General features: G+C 52.1%; 14 protein-coding genes. 5 read left to right on the forward strand and 9 right to left on the reverse strand.

The genetic code is table 11. The annotated features are described in order from the left end of the window. Positions 1–2: 2 nt before the first annotated feature. Together arnB and nudI are read right to left on the reverse strand one after the other, a co-directional pair. A complete protein-coding gene (arnB, locus tag OGY83_RS23155; protein ID WP_286636992.1) occupies positions 3–1,142 on the reverse strand; it encodes a UDP-4-amino-4-deoxy-L-arabinose aminotransferase in 1,140 nt (379 codons plus the stop codon). A 282-nt stretch (positions 1,143–1,424) separates the two neighbouring features. After that, positions 1,425–1,850 (reverse strand): nucleoside triphosphatase NudI, encoded by a 426-nt coding sequence (nudI, locus tag OGY83_RS23160; protein WP_286637158.1) that lies wholly within the window; start codon positions 1,848–1,850, stop codon positions 1,425–1,427. 317 nt (positions 1,851–2,167) lie between these two features. On the opposite strand from nudI, the gene OGY83_RS23165 reads away from it, so the two are divergent. Further along, positions 2,168–2,710: a YfaZ family outer membrane protein gene (locus tag OGY83_RS23165; RefSeq protein ID WP_048215871.1), complete on the forward strand. Its 543-nt coding sequence runs from the start codon at positions 2,168–2,170 to the stop codon at positions 2,708–2,710. 79 nt (positions 2,711–2,789) lie between these two features. Then, on the forward strand, positions 2,790–3,986 hold the full coding sequence (locus OGY83_RS23170; protein ID WP_286636993.1) for a nicotinamide mononucleotide deamidase-related protein YfaY: 1,197 nt from the start codon (positions 2,790–2,792) through the stop codon (positions 3,984–3,986). A gap of 38 nt (positions 3,987–4,024) precedes the next feature. Here the strand turns inward: OGY83_RS23170 and OGY83_RS23175 are convergent, their stop codons facing one another. The 4 genes from OGY83_RS23175 to glpA form a co-directional block, all read right to left on the reverse strand. Beyond that, complete coding sequence (locus tag OGY83_RS23175) at positions 4,025–4,954, reverse strand: Rpn family recombination-promoting nuclease/putative transposase (protein ID WP_286636994.1); 930 nt, start codon at positions 4,952–4,954, stop codon at positions 4,025–4,027. 183 nt (positions 4,955–5,137) lie between these two features. Continuing rightward, on the reverse strand, positions 5,138–6,328 hold the full coding sequence (gene glpC, locus OGY83_RS23180) for an anaerobic glycerol-3-phosphate dehydrogenase subunit GlpC (RefSeq protein WP_286636995.1): 1,191 nt from the start codon (positions 6,326–6,328) through the stop codon (positions 5,138–5,140). Beyond that, complete coding sequence (gene glpB, locus OGY83_RS23185) at positions 6,325–7,584, reverse strand: glycerol-3-phosphate dehydrogenase subunit GlpB (RefSeq protein ID WP_286636996.1); 1,260 nt, start codon at positions 7,582–7,584, stop codon at positions 6,325–6,327. Before glpB ends, glpC begins: the two co-directional genes overlap by 4 nt. Next, positions 7,574–9,202: an anaerobic glycerol-3-phosphate dehydrogenase subunit A gene (gene glpA / locus OGY83_RS23190; RefSeq protein ID WP_079937689.1), complete on the reverse strand. Its 1,629-nt coding sequence runs from the start codon at positions 9,200–9,202 to the stop codon at positions 7,574–7,576. Before glpA ends, glpB begins: the two co-directional genes overlap by 11 nt. Positions 9,203–9,472: 270 nt before the next feature. Between glpA and glpT the strand changes: the two genes are divergently transcribed. Continuing rightward, positions 9,473–10,831 (forward strand): glycerol-3-phosphate transporter, encoded by a 1,359-nt coding sequence (gene glpT, locus OGY83_RS23195; RefSeq protein WP_286636997.1) that lies wholly within the window; start codon positions 9,473–9,475, stop codon positions 10,829–10,831. 3 nt (positions 10,832–10,834) lie between these two features. Next, entirely contained in the window at positions 10,835–11,902 is a 1,068-nt protein-coding gene (gene glpQ / locus OGY83_RS23200; protein ID WP_286636998.1) for a glycerophosphodiester phosphodiesterase, read from the forward strand. 61 nt (positions 11,903–11,963) lie between these two features. On the opposite strand, the gene OGY83_RS23205 is transcribed toward glpQ, so the two are convergent. Further along, complete coding sequence (locus OGY83_RS23205) at positions 11,964–12,842, reverse strand: LysR family transcriptional regulator (protein WP_079937687.1); 879 nt, start codon at positions 12,840–12,842, stop codon at positions 11,964–11,966. Positions 12,843–13,002: 160 nt separating this feature from the next. Here OGY83_RS23205 and OGY83_RS23210 point away from each other — a divergent pair, with 160 nt between their 5' ends. Next, entirely contained in the window at positions 13,003–14,193 is a 1,191-nt protein-coding gene (locus OGY83_RS23210) for an MFS transporter (protein WP_079937686.1), read from the forward strand. A gap of 3 nt (positions 14,194–14,196) precedes the next feature. Here OGY83_RS23210 and yfaE read toward each other — a convergent pair whose 3' ends face one another. Together yfaE and nrdB are read right to left on the reverse strand one after the other, a co-directional pair. Further along, complete coding sequence (gene yfaE, locus OGY83_RS23215) at positions 14,197–14,451, reverse strand: ferredoxin-like diferric-tyrosyl radical cofactor maintenance protein YfaE (protein ID WP_003027609.1); 255 nt, start codon at positions 14,449–14,451, stop codon at positions 14,197–14,199. Beyond that, positions 14,451–15,581 carry a class Ia ribonucleoside-diphosphate reductase subunit beta gene (gene nrdB, locus OGY83_RS23220; RefSeq protein WP_003027605.1) on the reverse strand — a complete coding sequence of 377 codons (1,131 nt, stop codon included), beginning with the start codon at positions 15,579–15,581 and terminating at the stop codon, positions 14,451–14,453. Before nrdB ends, yfaE begins: the two co-directional genes overlap by 1 nt. Between the last annotated feature and the right edge of the window lie 78 nt (positions 15,582–15,659).

Below are 15,659 nucleotides of genomic sequence, written 5' to 3' on the forward strand. Positions count from 1 at the left end.
GGTTATTGTCCTGCAATTTCGCGAAGTGCCGTAATGACCCGCTGGGTGTCAGCGTCGGTCATGTCGGGGAATAACGGCAGCGAGCAGATGCGTGCGCTATTCCATTCTGTATTGGGGAGCGAAAGAGTAGTGAAGCGTTCGCGATAATATTTTTGCGTATGGGCTGCACGAAAATGCAGACCGGTGCCGATATCTTTGGTCTTCAGCGCTTCCATCAGGGCATCTCTGCTCAACCCGCAGCGCGTTTCGTCAACACGAATGATGAATAAGTGCCAGGCATGAACGTGCGACCACTGGGGCAGGTCCAGCGGTTGAAATGGCGTATCAGCCAGCGCCTGTTGATATTGCTGGGCAATTTGTGCCCGGCGTGAGTTCAGTTGCTCCAGCTTATTCAGCTGTACCAGCGCAATAGCGGCATTGATATCCGTCAGGTTGTATTTGTATCCTGGCGCAAGCACTTCGGCCTGCGGCGCCCGACCATAGGTTTGCCGATCAAAAGCATCAACGCCCAGACCGTGAAACTTCAGACTGCGAAGCCGCTGAGCAAGCTGGCTGTCGTCGGTAACGATCAGTCCACCTTCCGCACAGGTGATATTTTTAATGGCGTGAAACGAGAGGATTGCTGTACCGCGAGCACCGACATGACGGCCTTTATACAACGTCCCCACGCCATGGGCCGCATCTTCTATTACCGGGATGCCATAACGCTCGCCAATGGCATAAATCGCGTCAAGGTCGGCGGGGGCGCCTGCGTAATGTACTGGAACAATGGCTTTAGTTCGTGGGGTAATAGCGGCTTCAATTTGCTCAGGTGTCACCATAAGCGTATTGCGGTCGACGTCGATCATGACGGGCGTTGCACCCAGCAGGACAATCATGTTGAGGGTAGAAACCCACGTCATCGACGGCGTTATGACCTCGTCGCCTGCGCCTACGCCCAATGCCATCAGCGTGATGTGCATACCCGCCGTGGCGGAGCAGACGGCGACGGCGTGTTGATTTCCCGTGAGCTGACAGAAGGCTTCTTCCAGCTGTTGATTTTTCGGGCCGGTGGTTATCCACCCAGAGTCCAGAACCGCCTTCACTGCGGCAAGTTCTTCAGCACCCATTGCCGGGCGAGAGAAAGGCAAAAAGTCAGACATCATTATTCCTTCAAGCCATTTAACGCCACCGAAGCTTTATTTTTAGTGATAAACAGGGGCGTCGTTAATTATTTCATCAGGCTACAAAGGTTAATGACTGAAGGTTAATTTATCCTTAAGAGTTTAAGGTTTGGGATAGACGGATAAATAGAGGTGATTTTTATTTATCTTGATGAATTTAAATTATTTTTTCTGTTTTGCGGCATTGCTTTTTGCTATAAATTGATGAGTGCAATGCCGCTATTCGGAATGTTAATTATATGCCGTTATTAAAATGATAACCTACAGTAACCCTTTCAAGGATAACGTTTTACGCGTGGCGATATTTAAATCGTAGGCACCGAGATCTTCCGGTTTAACCCAGGCGAATGCCTGGAACTCTTCGTTAATGTTCACTTCACGATTCGCCGCCACACAATCGAAGATGAGATAAATCATGTAAATCTCTTCCTGACTGCCATCAGCATAGGTTTTAGTGCGAATATCATCACTGAAGGTCCAGGGGGTAATTTCTGATAACACCAGTTGTTCGCCCAGCTCTTCCCTCACTTCACGGCGCAGAGCCTCTTCAATACGTTCACCTGGTTCAACACCGCCGCCAGAAAGCGCCCACTGACCGGGAAACACACCGCGGTCATCAGCCATTTTGCAGAGTAAATAACAGCCATCGTTTTGAATTAATGGGCAAACAATCGTTCTTTGGCGCATCATTCGAGTCCTTGTAGGGGAGGTATAGAAAATTCCATCATGTGCTCATCTTACCTTTTGCTGGCGGCAGAAAAAATGTTTCATCGGCAATTAAGAGCGCTTTGGCAGGGAAAACAGGATGTTTGTTGAAAATGACGTTCTGAGACGCCCAGTTGTGTAATTGGCACAAGAATTTAACCTTAAACAAATCTTGTGAGTAGTATTTAGTTACAATATGCCATTGCATCGCTTTTTTAGCTCATTGATTCCTCGCCATCTGACAGTACAATTCATCGGTTTTGGGGCTATGTTTTGATTCTTGCTGGAAAGGATAGAAAATGAAAAAAAGTTTAATGTTGGGTTTTGCCGGAATGCTGTTTGTTTCCGCATCGGCGAGCGCGATTAGCATCAGCGGCCAGGCTGGCGAAGACTACACCAACCTGGGATTCGGAATGGGCACTGAGAGTACTGGTCTGGCTGTCAGTGGTAACTGGATGCATAACGATGACGACGGTGATGTTGCCGGGCTGGGTTTAGGTCTGAATATCCCACTGGGGCCGCTGATGGCGACCGTTGGTGGTAAAGGTGTTTATACCAATCCAAACGATGGCGATGAAGGCTATGCTGCTGCTGTCGGTGGTGGTTTACAGTGGCCGATTGGCGACAGCTTCCGTCTGTTTGGTGAGTATTATTACTCTCCTGATTCGCTTTCCAGCGGTATCGACAGCTATGAAGAAGCAAATGCCGGTGCGCGTCTGACCATTATGCGTCCGCTGAGCATCGAAGCCGGTTATCGTTACCTGAACCTGGCAGGTAAAGACGGCAATCGTGATAACGCGATTGCTGATGGCCCGTACGTTGGGGTTAACGCCAGCTTCTAACATTTCTGGCGCGGCGTTCAGTCGCGCCTTCCCCCCTCCATGCGTTATAGTGTTTTCATCATAAAAGCAGGAGAACACGATGTTAAACGTGGAGATGCTATCCACCGGGGATGAAGTGTTGCACGGACAAATCGTCGACACTAATGCCGCCTGGCTGGCCGATTTTTTCTTTAATCAGGGTTTACCGCTAACGCGCCGCAACACGGTAGGTGACAATCTTAACGATTTAGTCGCCGTTTTACGTGAGCGTAGCGAACACGCCGATGTTCTGATCGTTAATGGCGGTCTGGGGCCAACCAGCGATGATTTGAGCGCGCTGGCAGCGGCAACGGCAAAAGGCGAAGGACTGGTGCTGCATGAAGCATGGCTGGCCGAGATGGAGCGATATTTCCGCGATCGTGGCCGCGTGATGGCGCCGAGCAACCGCAAACAGGCTGAACTTCCAGCCAGCGCTGAGTTTATCAATAATCCGGTGGGAACCGCGTGCGGGTTCGCCCTGAAGCTTAACCGCTGCCTGATGTTCTTTACACCGGGTGTACCGTCAGAATTCAAAGTCATGGTTGAGCATGAGATCCTGCCTCGTTTGCGTGAGCGTTTCTCTTTGGCTCAGCCCCCGTTATGCCTGAGATTAACCACCTTTGGCCGTTCTGAAAGCGACCTGGCGCAGAGCCTGGATCCGTTGCCGTTACCTCCGGGAGTAACAATGGGTTATCGCTCCTCAATGCCAATTATTGAGCTGAAGCTGACCGGACCGGATTCTCAACGGGAAGCGATGCTGGCGCTGTGGCCAGAAGTTAAGCGGGTTGCCGGGCAGAATATGATTTTTGAAGGCACGGAAGGCTTGCCCGCGCAAATCGCCCGCACGTTGCAGGAACGGCAATACAGTCTGACGCTGAGCGAACAATTCACCGGTGGTCTGGTAGCACTCCAGCTTTCTCGTGCGAATGCGCCACTGTTGGCGAGTGAAGTGGTTCCGCCCCAGGAAGAAACGCTGGCGCAAACGGCGCATTGGATAACCGAGCGACGCAGCAAACATTATGCTGGATTGGCACTCGCGATATCGGCTTTCGAAAACGAACATATTAACTTTGCGCTGGCCACGCCTGATGGGACACACGCCTTGCGCGTACGGCTGAATGCAAATCGCTACAGCCTGGCGATTCGTCAGGAAGTGTGCGCGATGATGGCGCTAAATATGCTGCGCCGCTGGCTTAACAATCAGGATATCACTAGCGAACACGGCTGGATCGAAGTGGTTGAGTCGTTGACGATTTAATCATTGATTGGGAAGGCTAAATGCCTTCCCAATCTGGTTCATGCGGTGGTGTCGCCAGGCAATAGCCCGGTAATTAACTGAACCAAATCACGATCTATACCTTGTTCCAGCATCATATGAGCGATACGTAAGGCCTCTTCTTGCGTACCTTTCTGTATTCCTTGCGCTAATCCTTGTTGTATCCCTTGTTGTAGCCCGTTGTGGTGGCCTTCCTGCCTGAGTCTCTCTGCAATTGTCATCAACCTCTCCTTATGATGGGGGGAACGTTCGGCGACTTCATGGATAAATTCGCCGACGTGAGAAACGTCACCGTACCGTAGAAGGTAATTAAATAGCGTTTGTAGCTGGCTGTCATTAGCGGTGCTTGTAACTAATAGCGAGACCAGGCGGTCCACCAACCCCATCAAATCACGATCGCGGATATGTTTTTGCATCAACTCTAGCAGTGCAACACGCCGATGCTGTGCGATTTCATCGTCAGGTATCACGGTAATGTCGACCAGCGGAAAGGCTTCTGAATAAAGCTGTCGAGCCAGCTGTGGATTGTCAAATTCATCCAGCCAGTTGAGTGACCAGGGATAGGGACTTTGTTGACCATGATAAAACAACATGGGGATTACCAGCGGTAGCATTTTATTCCCGGCATCAAGATGATACTGCATCGCAGCGGTGGCATAACGCATAAGGCGAAACGCCATGTGCGGTACCGCCGTACTCTGATGTTCAATAACACAATAGATATAGCCCTGGCCTTCGCGGGTTTTTAACGACCACACTACGTCAGAGTAGTATGCGCGGAGATCTTGTTCGATAAAACTGGTGGATTCCAGCTTCAGCGTTTGTAAATCGCATATCTCACGTAATGCGGTGGGAAGGTGTATATCCAGAAAATCCCGAGCCATCTCAGGGTAGGACATTATCTTTTTAAAAACGGCATCATGCGGTGTAGATGTAGTGGATTTAGCCATGGTAGTCCGTCACCAGAAATAGAAGATGGCGCGACGGTATCCATTTTTGACAAGCGCTGCACGTGGGGAATGGGTTCTTTGCGTGGGTGAATCAGAGATAAATACATCTGGCTGCAACGTATTCACTTAAACAGAGCAAGGTGCGCAAAAATGCCCGGTAGCAAACGCCACCGGGCAACAGAGTTAACCCAACGCTTTGGCAAGCAGGGTGATGGGATGTTCGCAACGCTTACTGGTAGACATCTCAATCTGCCATTTACAGGTTTCGCAGTCGGTGACGACGATATCAGCGCCACTTTCTTCAATCTGGCGGAATAATGGTGCGCCAATAGACTGTGAAGTCGGATAGTTTTCCTTTTTAAAGCCGTAAGTCCCGGCAATCCCGCAACACTGAGAATCCAGCACCGTCAGCTCCAGCCCCGGGATTTGTCGCAGTAGCTCCAGCGTATAGAGGGTCCAGCCCATTTTCTCCATGTGACATGGCGTGTGATAGACCACCTTCAGCGGCATCGTTTTCAGCGGCAGCGTTTTACCTTCATCCAGCTTGCGCCACAGCCAGCGGGTTGCCAGTTCAATGTGTTCACGCAGGCCTGAGTTGTCGACATCCAGCACTTCCGGATATTCATCACGTAGCGCAAAGGTACAGGTTGATGAGGTGGCGATCACCGGAATGCCTTTACCATCGATCGCCTCCCTGAGTGAGGCCACGTTGCTTACTGCCTGCTTACGCGCTTTATCGGTAAAGCCGTTGGCAATCAGCGGTACGCCGCAGCATTTCTCTTTACTCAGCAGTTGCACGCCGGTTCCCATCGCATTCAACACCTTGATCAGGTCTTTGCCGAGCTGGGGATGGTTGTAATTCACAAAACAGCCGTGGAAAAAGGCGACCTGATCCTGATACTGCGCCTGCTGTGCGGCAACGCTGCGATACCAGCGGCGGAAGGTGCCAAAGGAGTACTTCGGCAGCGTACGGCGATGATCGATTTTTAGCGCGTAATCCAGCAGCTGACGTACCGGTTTTAGTGAGGTGGCGGTATTCACTATTGGGGCGAAGGGGGTGGATACGCTACCCATTAAATCGGTATGACTTAAGACAAAGTTACGCAACGATGGGCGCGTTGTGTCGTATTTGGCGCGCGCGCGCTGGATGATATCACCGATTTTCACGTCTGACGGACAGGCCACTTCGCAGCGCTTACAGTTGATGCAATATTTCAGCGCCTCGTCATATAACGCGCCATCTTTCAGGCGTAAGCGTTCACCGTCCGGGCCAGCTTGTTTAGGGCCTGGGTAGCTCGGATTGACGCGGCTTACCGGGCAGGCGGTGGTGCACACCGTGCATTTGATACAACTTTCAAAACGTGTGTCGCTCATTGCTGTCCTCCTGCACGTTTCGCAATATGATGTGCGGCATGTAAGGCGCTAACTGCGCACACGCCGCCTCCGCAACCCTGGGCTATAGGGTCGAATCCGCCGAGGACGGAACCAATGGCATACATGTTCTCTATCGTTTTTCCCGCAAGTGATGGTCGCAATGCGGCATCGGTAGTTACGCCAAACTGTTGCCACGGTTGTGGATCGAAAACATCACGCTGATACCATTCGGCGCGGGTGGCAGTTTGATGTACATCCAGTCCCAGGATTGGTTCGTGGATTGCCTCACGCGTGGCGACCAGTCCGCTGCTGAAGAAGCTGCCGCTGGCGAGCACGGCGAAACGTGGCCGCAAGGGGATATCGGCATGATTTCGGGTCCAGATTTCGCTGACCACGCCATCCTGACAGGTGATTTTTTTCACTTCATCACCCGGCATCCACACACCGCCCTGACGCACAAACTGGCGCTGCAATTTGTTGTGCAAACGCATGCCCAGTACCGAAGGAGGTAGGGTCGGTAACAGTGTCAGCGAGCAGGGGAGGCGCTCGTTAAGCCACTGCCAGAGCCGCTCATCTGCCAGACCGAAGCAGGCCGGCATGATTATCATGTCGCAGGTTTTTGCCATTGGCAGCAATGCGTCATAGAGCAGCGACCATTTATCTTCGTTATCCAGCAGGCGCGCAATGTTGACGGCGCGAAACTCGGTCGGGTTATCACGCAGGACATCCAGCTCCGGTAGCTGGATTTCTGCCGTCTCAACGCTGAGATTGCGCTGGCGTAATGATGCCGCGGCGAGATGCGCCTGAAAATCCAGTAACCCGCTAATCCCTACAACGCAGATACGCTGTGCGGACAGCGGCCAGACCGGCACTTCCGGGGAACTTAACCAGGTTGAGCGCAGGGTGCCCAGCGGAGTAACACGTTGATGCGCCTGATGCACTTTGCCCTGCAAATGTGTTCCGCATTCTTCCAGTAAATTTTGCGCCTGTTGGGCCAGTTCCAGAACGTTCTGCGTTCCGATGGTGCTATACGGATGTGCGGGTGCCTGAGTGCGCAGCGCATTCAAACCCGCTTCAATATCCGTCACCGGTTGACCATCGGGTAAGCTGCTGAGCAAATCCAGTGATCCGGAGGAAAAATGCAGGGCGCTTTGGCCGCGGGTAACAATCGTGCAGCGCAGTCCGCTTTTTTGCAGTTGCAGGCCACATAGCAGTCCGGCGAGGCCGCCGCCGATAATGACGGTATCAAATTTCATCCTGGTGCTCCTTTTCCAGACCACACAACCCTTGATAAACCCAGCGCGTGAATTCGCTTTCGCGCAGCGCATCTCCCCAGGCGATAGGCTGCACGCCTTTCCAGCGTTCGTTGAGGAAGTCGGAAAGCTGGGTAATAGACTGCGCTGCGGTAGTGACATTAAAACGTTGCAGCAAACCTGCGGCGCGGCAGGCACACAATTCGCCCTGGCAGGTCCCCATTCCAACACGGGTACGGCGACGCAAATCGAGCAGGCTGTTGACGGTTAAATTCTCGACGGCGTATTGCACTTCACCTGCGGTGACCGCTTCGCATTCGCAGACCAGGCTGCGGTGCTGACGGCCTTCGCTAAGCCACGCTGGGGTGCGATCGCCGTGACGGTAGACCGCTGAGCCGCGCAATGGCGCGGGCAATGAGATCACGCGTTTAAGCGTATGCTCGGTAGACTCCTGCGAACCAGGCAGCGCGGTGTCTGCCGTTGTACAAGGTTGGGTATTGCCCAGCTTACGGCAAACGGCATCGGTGGCCCATTCTGCCATCAGGCGGTAGGTCATCAGTTTGCCGCCGGTAATGGTGATAAAACCATCCAGTCCGTCACGCTCTGCGTGATCGAACAGTACAATCCCACGGCTGACGTTACGACCGCTTGGATCGTCGTCGCTGGCTACCAGCGGGCGTACGCCGGAGTAGGCGCGTAAAATGCGCGTTTTCGCCATAATCGGCGCCAGCTTCTCGCCTTCACGCAGCAGAATATCGACCTCTTCTGCGGTGACGCGGTTGCTGTCGATATCGTCGTAATCAATGTGCTGTGAGGTGGTACCGATCAGTGAAATGGTATCGCCAGGCACCAGAATATCGGCGTCAGAAGGCTTACGGCAGCGGTTAATGACATGCTGGTTAATGCGATGATCCATAATCAGCAACGAACCTTTGGCCGGGAACATACGGATGCTCAGATCGGCATATTCCGCAATGCGTTGACCCCAGATCCCGGCAGCGTTGACGACAACCGGTGCATGCAGGGACTGCATTTCGCCTGTCAGATGATTGCGCACATTAACGCCGCAAACCGTTGCGCCTTCGCGGATCAGTCCCGTCACTTCATGTGCCGTTAAGATAACCGCGCCATGCTCACGCGCATCCAGCATGTTAGCCGCGGTTAAACGGAAAGGATCGACCGTCCCGTCTGGTACTTTTACTGCACCAATCAGCTGTGGATTCACGGAAGGTTCGATAATACGTGCCTGCTGAGGGTCAATCGCTTCTGCGCGGATCCCTGCCTCTTCACAGGCGCGAATAAAGGTGGCCTGGAAGGACAGCTCATCCTCCGGCAGGGTAATAAACAGACCGTCCGTTGGCTCAACGCAATGACGGGCGATACGTTTCAGGATTTGGTTTTCGCTGATGCACTCACGGGCAGATTCAGCGTCGGTGACGGCGTAGCGTGCACCGCTGTGCAGCAGGCCGTGGTTGCGCCCGGTCGCACCAGTGGCGATATCGTGGCGTTCCACTAAGATGACGCGCAACCCGCGCAGCGCACAGTCGCGTGCGATCCCTGCACCTGTTGCTCCCCCACCAATGATAATCACGTCACTTGTTTGCGAGTCGCGAGTTTTCATTGTTTTTCCTCACAGTTCGTTTTTTATCATTTAGCCACATAAAAAACATGGATTGTTTGATTTCGCGCATAATCGCTCATTATTCGAAAATGAAACGTGATTTCGTGCGCCTTTATGAACATTTGTCATAAATCTGTAACAATATGTGCTGCGTTTCACATTTTTGTTATGTATCTTTCCTTAACATCGCGGCCACACTGGGAGCGGTAGGGTAGTAATGACGAACTACAGTGTTTACTTCGAATGAAAGACGGCCACGGAGGCTACACTATGTTGAGCATTTTTAAACCAGCGTCACACACGGCGCGTTTACCTGCAGCGGAGATCGATCCGACATATCGTCGATTACGTTGGCAGATTTTTCTGGGGATTTTCTTTGGTTATGCCGCGTACTATCTGGTACGTAAGAACTTTGCCCTTGCGATGCCGTATCTGGTTGAGCAAGGTTTCTCGCGTGGCGATCTGGGTTTTGCGTTGTCCGGTATCTCCATTGCTTACGGATTTTCGAAATTCATCATGGGGTCCATTTCGGATCGCTCGAATCCGCGCGTTTTCCTGCCAGCCGGTCTGATTCTGGCCGCCGCAGTAATGCTGTTCATGGGCTTTGTACCGTGGGCGACATCGAGCATCGCGATAATGTTTGTGCTGCTGTTCCTCTGCGGATGGTTCCAGGGGATGGGCTGGCCGCCGTGTGGCCGTACTATGGTGCACTGGTGGTCGCAGAAAGAGCGTGGGGGCATTGTTTCCGTCTGGAACTGTGCGCACAACGTGGGTGGTGGTCTGCCTCCGCTGTTGTTCCTGCTGGGTATGGCCTGGTTCAATGACTGGAAAGCGGCGCTGTATATGCCTGCTTTCGGTGCGATCGTCGTCGCGCTGATTGCTTTTGCCCTGATGCGTGACACACCACAGTCCTGTGGTCTGCCGCCTATCGAAGAGTATAAGAACGACTATCCGGACGATTACACCGAGAAAGCGGAAGAAGAGCTGACTGCAAAGCAGATCTTCATGCAGTACGTACTGCCGAACAAACTGTTGTGGTACATCGCTATCGCTAACGTGTTTGTTTATCTGCTGCGTTACGGCATCCTGGACTGGTCACCGACCTACCTGAAAGAAGTGAAGCATTTCGCACTGGACAAATCATCCTGGGCCTACTTCCTGTATGAGTATGCGGGTATTCCGGGCACGCTGTTGTGCGGCTGGATGTCGGATAAAGTCTTCCGTGGTAACCGTGGCGCGACCGGCGTGTTCTTTATGACGCTGGTAACTATTGCGACCATCGTTTACTGGATGAACCCGGCAGGCAACCCGAACGTCGATATGGCTTGTATGATCATCATCGGCTTCCTGATCTACGGCCCGGTAATGTTGATTGGTCTGCACGCGCTGGAACTGGCACCGAAAAAAGCGGCGGGAACGGCGGCTGGCTTTACCGGTCTGTTCGGTTATCTCGGCGGTTCTGTGGCCGCGAGCGCCATTGTTGGCTACACCGTTGACTTCTTCGGTTGGGACGGCGGCTTTATGGTAATGATTGGCGGTAGCGTGCTGGCGGTTATTCTGCTGGTGGTCGTCATGATTGGCGAAAAACGCCATCACAAAGAGATGGAACTTAAGCGTAACGGGGGCTAATAGATGAAAACCACATTGAAAAGTCTCAGCGTGGCACTGATGATCGCAGGTATGGTGGTCAGCAGTGCGGCGGTTGCCGCAGATAAGATCGTGATTGCGCACCGTGGCGCCAGCGGTTATCTGCCGGAGCATACGCTACCTGCGAAAGCGATGGCCTATGCTCAGGGGGCGGATTACCTGGAACAAGATTTGGTGATGACCAAAGATGACCATCTGGTCGTCCTGCATGACCACTATCTTGACCGCGTTACCGATGTTGCCGAGCGTTTTCCGGAACGTGCGCGTAAAGACGGGCGTTACTACGCTATCGACTTTACGCTGGATGAAATTAAATCGCTGAAATTTACCGAAGGCTTCGATATCGAAAATGGCAAAAAGGTCCAGACCTACCCAGGGCGTTTCCCGATGGGTAAATCTGATTTCCGCGTGCACACGTTCGAAGAAGAGATTGAGTTTGTTCAGGGATTAAATCATTCCACCGGTAAAAACATCGGTATTTACCCGGAAATGAAAGCGCCGTGGTTCCATCACCAGGAAGGAAAGGACATTGCGGCTAAGACGCTGGAAGTACTGAAAAAGTACGGGTATACCGACAAGAACGACAAGGTCTATCTACAGTGTTTTGATGTTGCTGAGTTGAAGCGCATTAAAAATGAACTGGAACCGAAGATGGGGATGGATCTCAATCTGGTACAGTTGATTGCGTACACTGACTGGAATGAAACCCAGGAGAAAAAGCCGGACGGTAGTTGGGTTAATTACAACTACGACTGGATGTTTAAACCGGGTGCCATGAAGCAGGTTGCGCAGTATGCGGACGGCATTGGGCCGGACTACCACATGCTGATTGATGAGAAGTCGAAGAAGGGCAATATCTCGTTAACTGGCATGGTGCAGGATGCACATCAGAATAAGATGGTGGTGCATCCTTATACCGTTCGTGCCGATCAACTGCCGGATTACACCACTGATGTAAACCAGCTGTATGGCATTCTTTATAACAAGGCGGGCGTTGACGGGCTGTTCACCGACTTCCCCGACAAAGCAGTGAAATTCTTAAATAAAGAGTGATGGCGTAAGGCCTGTGATGCACCTCCGGTCACAGGCCTTAATGGATGAAACGTTTTAACTGCTAGATAAGGCCGTCTGTTGTCAACGTTTCCATACATGCCTGCAGGAGAAATAAAGGGCTGCCGTCCACCGGCGGCTCTTTTGCCAGTAAGGATATCTGTCGATAGAACGTCGGTTCCAGCGCGACAGAGCGCACTTTCCCTCCAACCGCCTTCAGCGTTAATTCCGGTAATAACGCCATACCCAGCCCCTGACGAATAAAGCTCATCGCGGTATCCGGATGGTTAAACTCGTATTTAATGACCGGTTCAATTCCCTTCTCTTTAAATAGCGCCATGATGCTTAATTCATAGCGACCTTTGCTGATAATTAGCGGTTCTCCAACCAGTTGTTCCACTGAAATTGTGCTGGTGGCAGCCAGCGGATGGCTTTCAGGAAGCACGACGGTAAATTTGTCGCGATACACCGGTACGCAGTACATGTCATTTACCGGGAAATGTACAAATCCCGCATCGATATCCCCACTGCGCAGGGAATCAACGATTGCCGTGCTGTTTTCTTCATAAGGGATAATTTTGATGTGCGGGTGGTGCTGTTCGAAGTGGTGGATGATGCCGGGCAAAATGCAGGCACAGGCGCTGGGAAAGCAGCCGATACGCAGAGTTCGGGCCGGGTTTTGTCGTTCTTGCTCGGCAATCTCTTTCACCGCGTTGGTTTCAGACACGATTGTCCGCAGGTGCGAAACGATCCGACACCCGGCTGGGCTAAGTTGAATGTCTTTGCGGCGTTCGCGGATAAGAATATCAACCCCTAGCTCTTCCTCCAGGGCTGAAATTGCCTGACTTACGGCGGATTGGGTCATATATAGCCGCTTGCTGGCTTCGGTAAAACCACCGTACTCAAGCACGGCAAGCAGGGCGTGGATCTGTGTTAATGTCATTAGCTCCCTCTAATCAACAATATTAAAACGATTAATTTCTCTAATATAATGGGCCTGTTTATACTTGCGGTCTACCGTAAAATCACACTTCGACGCACCTGTCCGTAGTTCAGTTGAGCTGAGCGTTGCCTGCGTGCGCCGTCTGGACAGGCTGTCGAATATGAAAGAAAAACTGTGGACGAAAGATTTTTGGGCGATAACGATAATCAGCTTTATTATATTTTTTGTTTTTTATGTCCTGCTCACGCTATTACCGATCTATATTTCGGATCGCCTGCATGCCACTCCAGATAAGGCCGGATTATTAGTCACCTTCTTTTTGGGGGCCGCTATTGTTGTGCGCCCGTTTGCGGGACAATGGGTAGGAAAATATTCGAATAAAACGATTCTGGTGCTCTCTTCTCTGGCCTTTTTGGTGGTCACTGCGCTGTATCCTTTTTGCCACTCAATTGAATCACTGCTGTTAATTCGGGTGCTTCATGGTGTGACGTTTGGCGTTATTACCACGGTAAAAGGAACGATTTCCGCGCGGTTGATACCGGCCTCCCGACGTGGGGAGGGCATCAGTTTTTTCTCATTAGCGATGGGGCTGGCGATGGTTGTGGGGCCATGGGTGGGCCTGAACATGGCGCGCTGGGGGGCATTTACCACGGCGTTCTGGCTGTGTAGCGCGGTTGCCACGCTAGGTATCATCCTGTCTTTGATCGTTACCGTACCGCCAGTTATCCGCCATGCTGACGGCTCCAAACCGAAGCTTGGGTTTGCGGCAATGTTTGACCGTGCCGCGATGCCTTTTGCGATGGTGACGTTTTTCATGACTTTCTCCTACGCGGGTGTTTCCGCCTTCCTGGCATTGTATGCACGGGAGTTAGATCTGATGGCCGCCGCCAGTAATTTCCTGTTGTGCTACGCCATTTGCCTGATGATCTGTCGAACCTTTACCGGCAATATTTGTGATAAAAAAGGGCCGAAATACGTAGTCTACCCGTGTTTGCTGGCCTTTACCGTTGGGCTGGTGGCGCTGGGCTATACTAACGGCAGCATTATGATGATTATTTCAGGTGGATTAATCGGCATTGGTTATGGTTCGGTTACGCCGGTATTTCAGACACAAATTATTAGCTCGGTGGAACCCCATAAAATTGGTATCGCCAATTCGCTGTTTTTCAATGCGATGGATGCGGGAATGGCAATCGGCGCATTTATCATGGGGATGATGGTCGAGGGTGTGGGATATCGGGCGATTTATCTGGTGGGTGCACTGCTGGTGGTACTGGCCGGGGCGCTGTACATCATGCAGATGAAAAAGCGCGGAGACGTGGTACTGGTCTCCGCGCATGAAGTTCACTAAACACTACAGCTCTATTTCAATATCGCCTTTTGCCCGGCAACAGCACGGCAATATTTCACCGGGCTGAATGAAGGCCAGCGGTTCTGCAATCCAGTCAACCTGTCCCGCCACCAGGCGGGTACGGCAGGAGCCGCAGTAGCCTTCACGACACTGATATTCGACTTCAACATCGTGCGACTCGAGCGCGGCAAGCAGGGAAGGGTGTTCATCCTGGCACAGCAACTGTGTGCCAGAGATGCGCAGAGTTACGCGGCCCATCAGAGCTGGAAGTTACTCAGATCGTCAGTATCGACTTCGGAATCGATCTGGCCGACCAGATAAGAGCTGACTTCCACTTCCTGCGGCGCAACCTGGACGTTGTCAGACACCAGCCAGGTATTGATCCAAGGGATAGGGTTAGAGCGCGTCTGGAACGGCAGATCGAGCCCAACAGCCTGCATACGGATGTTGGTGATGTACTCAACGTACTGGCACAGAATGTCTTTGTTCAGGCCAATCATTGAGCCATCGCGGAACAGGTAGTCTGCCCACTCTTTTTCCTGCAGCGCGGCCTGTACGAACAGGTCGTAGCACTCCTGTTTGCACTCTTCGGCAATTTCCGCCATCTCCGGATCGTCCACGCCGCTGCGCAGCAGGTTCAGCATATGCTGGGTACCGGTCAGGTGCAGGGCTTCGTCGCGGGCGATCAGACGAATAATTTTCGCGTTGCCTTCCATCAGTTCACGTTCGGCGAAGGCGAAAGAGCAGGCGAAGCTGACATAAAAGCGGATCGCTTCCAGCGCGTTCACGCTCATCAGGCACAGATACAGCTTCTTCTTCAGCTCACGCAGGTTTACAACAACCGTTTTGCCATTAACGGTATGCGTACCTTCACCGAGCAAGTGCCAGTAGCTGGTCATCTCGATCAATTCGTCGTAGTAGCTGGAAATGCCTTCTGCTCGCTTCTGGATTTGCTCGTTGGTGACGATATCGTCAAACACCACCGCCGGATCGTTAACGATATTACGGATGATGTGGGTGTAGGAGCGGGAATGGATCGTTTCAGAAAACGCCCACGTTTCCACCCAGGTTTCCAGTTCAGGGATCGAGATTAACGGCAGCAGCGCGACGTTAGGGCTACGTCCCTGAATGGAGTCCAGCAGCGTCTGATACTTCAGGTTGCTGATGAAGATATGTTTTTCATGTTCCGGCAACGCCTGGAAATCGATACGATCGCGAGAAACATCGACTTCTTCCGGACGCCAGAAGAAAGAGAGCTGCTTTTCGATCAGTTTTTCGAAGATGTCATATTTTTGCTGATCGTAGCGGGCGACGTTCACCGGCTGGCCGAAGAACATCGGTTCCAGAAGCTGATCATTTTTCGTCTGTGAAAAAGTGGTGTATGCCATTGATGTGAATCCTGTCTGGAATGTACTGCCGGATGTTCTTTGCTTATCCGGCATACAATACCGCGAATTAATTTGTAG

Origin of the sequence: Citrobacter sp. Cpo090, from assembly GCF_030332665.1 — a bacterium.
In the GTDB taxonomy this organism is placed as follows: domain Bacteria; phylum Pseudomonadota; class Gammaproteobacteria; order Enterobacterales; family Enterobacteriaceae; genus Citrobacter; species Citrobacter portucalensis.

Bases quoted from the DNA above. Each gene is read 5' to 3' on its own strand.
- arnB (WP_286636992.1), bottom strand. From the start codon at position 1,142: ATGTCTGACTTTTTGCCTTTCTCTCGCCCGGCAATGGGTGCTGAAGAA.
- nudI (WP_286637158.1), bottom strand. From the start codon at position 1,850: ATGCGCCAAAGAACGATTGTTTGCCCATTAATTCAAAACGATGGCTGT.
- OGY83_RS23165 (WP_048215871.1), top strand. From the start codon at position 2,168: ATGAAAAAAAGTTTAATGTTGGGTTTTGCCGGAATGCTGTTTGTTTCC.
- OGY83_RS23170 (WP_286636993.1), top strand. From the start codon at position 2,790: ATGTTAAACGTGGAGATGCTATCCACCGGGGATGAAGTGTTGCACGGA.
- OGY83_RS23175 (WP_286636994.1), bottom strand. From the start codon at position 4,954: ATGGCTAAATCCACTACATCTACACCGCATGATGCCGTTTTTAAAAAG.
- glpC (WP_286636995.1), bottom strand. From the start codon at position 6,328: ATGAGCGACACACGTTTTGAAAGTTGTATCAAATGCACGGTGTGCACC.
- glpB (WP_286636996.1), bottom strand. From the start codon at position 7,584: ATGAAATTTGATACCGTCATTATCGGCGGCGGCCTCGCCGGACTGCTA.
- glpA (WP_079937689.1), bottom strand. From the start codon at position 9,202: ATGAAAACTCGCGACTCGCAAACAAGTGACGTGATTATCATTGGTGGG.
- glpT (WP_286636997.1), top strand. From the start codon at position 9,473: ATGTTGAGCATTTTTAAACCAGCGTCACACACGGCGCGTTTACCTGCA.
- glpQ (WP_286636998.1), top strand. From the start codon at position 10,835: ATGAAAACCACATTGAAAAGTCTCAGCGTGGCACTGATGATCGCAGGT.
- OGY83_RS23205 (WP_079937687.1), bottom strand. From the start codon at position 12,842: ATGACATTAACACAGATCCACGCCCTGCTTGCCGTGCTTGAGTACGGT.
- OGY83_RS23210 (WP_079937686.1), top strand. From the start codon at position 13,003: ATGAAAGAAAAACTGTGGACGAAAGATTTTTGGGCGATAACGATAATC.
- yfaE (WP_003027609.1), bottom strand. From the start codon at position 14,451: ATGGGCCGCGTAACTCTGCGCATCTCTGGCACACAGTTGCTGTGCCAG.
- nrdB (WP_003027605.1), bottom strand. From the start codon at position 15,581: ATGGCATACACCACTTTTTCACAGACGAAAAATGATCAGCTTCTGGAA.